The following is a 3,274-nucleotide window of genomic DNA, read 5'->3' as shown; positions in this document are numbered from 1 at the left end:
ATCGCGGTGACGCCCGTGCTCATCGGGGCGGTGAGCGCGGCGCACGAGTCCGGCGAATTCCTGACGTACGAGGACCAGGGCTCCCTGACCTTCGAGAGCTTCGCGGAGCCGGTGGACGCGTTCCGCAGGCTCCTCATCACGGGCAGCTACCCGGCGCTGACCTGGCTCGGCGTCGTTCTGCTCGGGATGCTCGTCGCGCGCGGGCTGCTCGCGGCCCGGGATCGGGGCACGGAGCGCCGCTTCGCGCTCGGGACCGCCGGGCTCGGCGTCGCGCTCGCCGCCGCTGGCCTCGGCGTGGCCGCCTGGGCCGAGGCACCGGCCGGCTCGCTGGCCCTGGCCGACGCGGAGCAGGGCACCCGTCCGCTCTGGACGGGCTGGCTCGGGGACTCGGGCTGGGCCGCGTTGCTCCTCGCCGAGCCGCACACCGGCACGGTGCCCGACGTCGCCCGCGGCGTGGGCATCGCCCTCGTCGTGATCGCGGCCTGCCTCCTGCTCACCTGGGCGCTGCCCGGGCCAGCGCTCACCGCGCTCCGACCGGTGACGGCGGCCGGAGCGGCCCCGCTCACCGCCTACACCGCGCACATTCTGCTGCTCAACTGGCTCACGAGCCTTGAGCCCGATGGCGCCGTGGCCCGGTTCTCCGACGAAGCGCCCTGGTGGCTCAGCGGCGGCGGCGCGATCGCCCTGCACCTCGGCATGGTCCTCGCTCTCGGCGCGCTCCTGGCCGCGCTCGGCCGCCGCGGCCCCCTCGAAACCCTGACGAGCACCGCGGCCTCCCTCGCCGCGCAGCTGGGCGCGCCCAGGGCACCCCGCCGGCCGTGAGCCACCGCGCGGTCCGCGCGTGCATCACCCAGTCAGGGGCCTGACTGCGTCGGGGCCGGACGCCCCGATGGGGCGCCGCGCGGACCCCGTGCCGGGGGCCAGCACACCGTCCAGCTGGACGGGGACGTGGGCGCGACGCGGGTGTAGGGTTGAAGATGCGTTGGCGCGTCCCCCTTTGCGGCGCGCAGCGCTTCCTAGTGAACAGTGCGCGTTGTTGCCCACAACCCGGGTGCGGCCGCGAACCAGCTGATTGGACAAGCGTGGATCTTTACGAGTACCAGGCCCGTGACCTATTCGAAAAATACGGGGTGCCGGTGCTCGCCGGTATCACCGCGGACACCCCGGAAGAGGTGCGTGCGGCGGCTGAGAAGCTCGGCGGCGTGACCGTGGTCAAGGCCCAGGTCAAGGTCGGCGGCCGCGGCAAGGCCGGCGGCGTCAAGGTTGCCAAGAACCCCGATGAGGCGTTCGAAGCGGCCCAGTCCATCCTTGGCCTGGACATCAAGGGCCACGTCGTCAAGCGCGTCATGGTCGCCGCGGGTGCCCGCATCGCCCAGGAGTTCTACTTCTCCGTGCTGCTGGACCGGGCCAACCGCTCCTACCTGTCGCTCACCAGCGTCGAGGGCGGCATGGACATCGAGCAGCTCGCGGTCGAGAAGCCCGAGGCGCTCGCCCGCATCGAGGTCGACCCGAACACCGGCATCGACGAGGCCAAGGCCCGCGAGATCGCCGTTGCGGCGAACTTCCCCGCCGAGCTCGTCGACAAGGTCGCCGCGGTCTTCGTCAAGCTCTACGAGGTCTACGACAAGGAAGACGCCACGCTCGTGGAGGTCAACCCCCTCGTGCTGACCGAGGAGGGCGAGATCGTCGCCCTCGACGGCAAGGTCTCGATCGACGAGAACGCCGGCTTCCGTCACGCGGACCACGCCGCGCTCGAGGACAAGTCCGCCACGGACCCCCTCGAGATCAAGGCGCAGGAGTTCGATCTGAACTACGTCAAGCTCGACGGCCAGGTCGGCGTCATCGGCAACGGCGCGGGGCTCGTCATGAGCACCCTCGACGTGGTCGCCTACGCCGGTGAGAACCACGGCGGCGTCAAGCCCGCCAACTTCCTGGACATCGGCGGCGGAGCCTCCGCGACCGTCATGGCCAACGGCCTCGACGTGATCCTCGGCGACGAGCAGGTCAAGTCCGTCTTCGTGAACGTCTTCGGCGGCATCACCGCGTGTGACGCGGTCGCCACCGGTATCGTGCAGGCGCTCGAGATCCTCGGCGACGCAGCTTCCAAGCCCCTCGTGGTGCGCCTGGACGGCAACAAGGTGGAGGAGGGCCGCGCGATTCTCGTCGCCGCCAACCACCCCCTGATCACCCTCGCAGAGACCATGGACGAGGGCGCCGACAAGGCCGCCGAGCTCGCCGCGAAGTAAAGGACTGAATCCATGACTATCTACCTCAACAAGGACTCCAAGGTCATCGTCCAGGGCATCACGGGCGGTGAGGGCACCAAGCACACCGCCCTCATGCTCAAGGCCGGCACGAACATCGTCGGCGGCGTGAACGCCCGCAAGGCTGGCACGACCGTGACCCACGACGGCGGCGTCGAGCTGCCCGTCTTCGGCTCCGTCAAGGAGGCCATGGAGGCCACCGGCGCTGACGTGTCCATCGCATTCGTGCCCCCGGCCTTCACCAAGGACGCGGCCATGGAGGCCATCGACGCGGGCATCGGCCTGCTCGTCATCATCACCGAGGGCGTGCCCGTGCAGGACGCGGCCGAGTTCTGGGCGCACGCCAAGGAGCAGGGCGGTGCCACCCGCATCATCGGCCCGAACTGCCCCGGCATCATCAGCCCCGGCGAGTCCCTCGTGGGCATCACGCCGAACAACATCACCCAGAAGGGCCCGATCGGCCTCGTCTCGAAGTCGGGCACCCTGACCTACCAGATGATGTATGAGCTGCGCGACCTGGGCTTCTCCACCGCGATCGGCATCGGCGGCGACCCCATCATCGGGACCACGCACATCGACGCCCTCGAGGCCTTCGAGAACGACCCCGAGACCAAGGCGATCGTGATGATCGGTGAGATCGGCGGCGACGCTGAGGAGCGGGCAGCCGACTACATCAAGGCGAACGTCACGAAGCCCGTCGTGGGCTACGTCGCGGGCTTCACCGCCCCCGAGGGCAAGACGATGGGCCACGCTGGCGCGATCGTCTCCGGCTCCTCCGGCACGGCCCAGGCCAAGCAGGAGGCCCTTGAGGCCGCCGGCGTCAAGGTCGGCAAGACGCCGTCCGAGACCGCCCGCCTGCTGCGCGAGGTCTACGCCGCGCTGTAAGCACCTGATCGACACGGCCCCCGGCGCTCGCTCCCGCGAGCGCCGGGGGCCGTCGTTTTCGCTCCGCAACCCGGCGTCATCTGCCGTGCGCGCGGGGCGCGCGCACGGCATACTCGTGGGCAGGA

At 70.6% G+C, this 3,274-nt stretch carries 2 protein-coding genes and 1 pseudogene; all 3 read left to right on the top strand.

Annotated features, from left to right (window positions below; genetic code table 11):
* Positions 1-822: pseudogene (locus OOT08_RS06265) on the top strand (hypothetical protein); the annotation flags it as partial.
* Between the two features lie 260 nt (positions 823-1,082).
* The gene (gene sucC, locus OOT08_RS06260; RefSeq protein ID WP_325091724.1) at positions 1,083-2,246 is read left to right on the top strand and encodes an ADP-forming succinate--CoA ligase subunit beta; all 1,164 of its coding nucleotides are present in this window, start codon (positions 1,083-1,085) and stop codon (positions 2,244-2,246) included.
* Positions 2,247-2,258: 12 nt separating this feature from the next.
* Positions 2,259-3,149, top strand: coding sequence for a succinate--CoA ligase subunit alpha (gene sucD, locus OOT08_RS06255; RefSeq protein ID WP_325091723.1), 891 nt, complete (start codon positions 2,259-2,261; stop codon positions 3,147-3,149).
* Positions 3,150-3,274: the final 125 nt, after the last annotated feature.

The sequence above is a fragment of the Leucobacter sp. M11 genome, from assembly GCF_035726885.1.
GTDB lineage: Bacteria > Actinomycetota > Actinomycetes > Actinomycetales > Microbacteriaceae > JAPFRB01.
The sequence above is the reverse complement of the archived record's forward strand: the minus strand, read 5'-3'. Positions and strand labels throughout refer to the sequence as shown.

What these genes read in the sequence shown, in the direction of transcription:
- sucD (WP_325091723.1), top strand. Translation starts at nt 2,259, where the DNA reads ATGACTATCTACCTCAACAAGGACTCCAAGGTCATCGTCCAGGGCATC.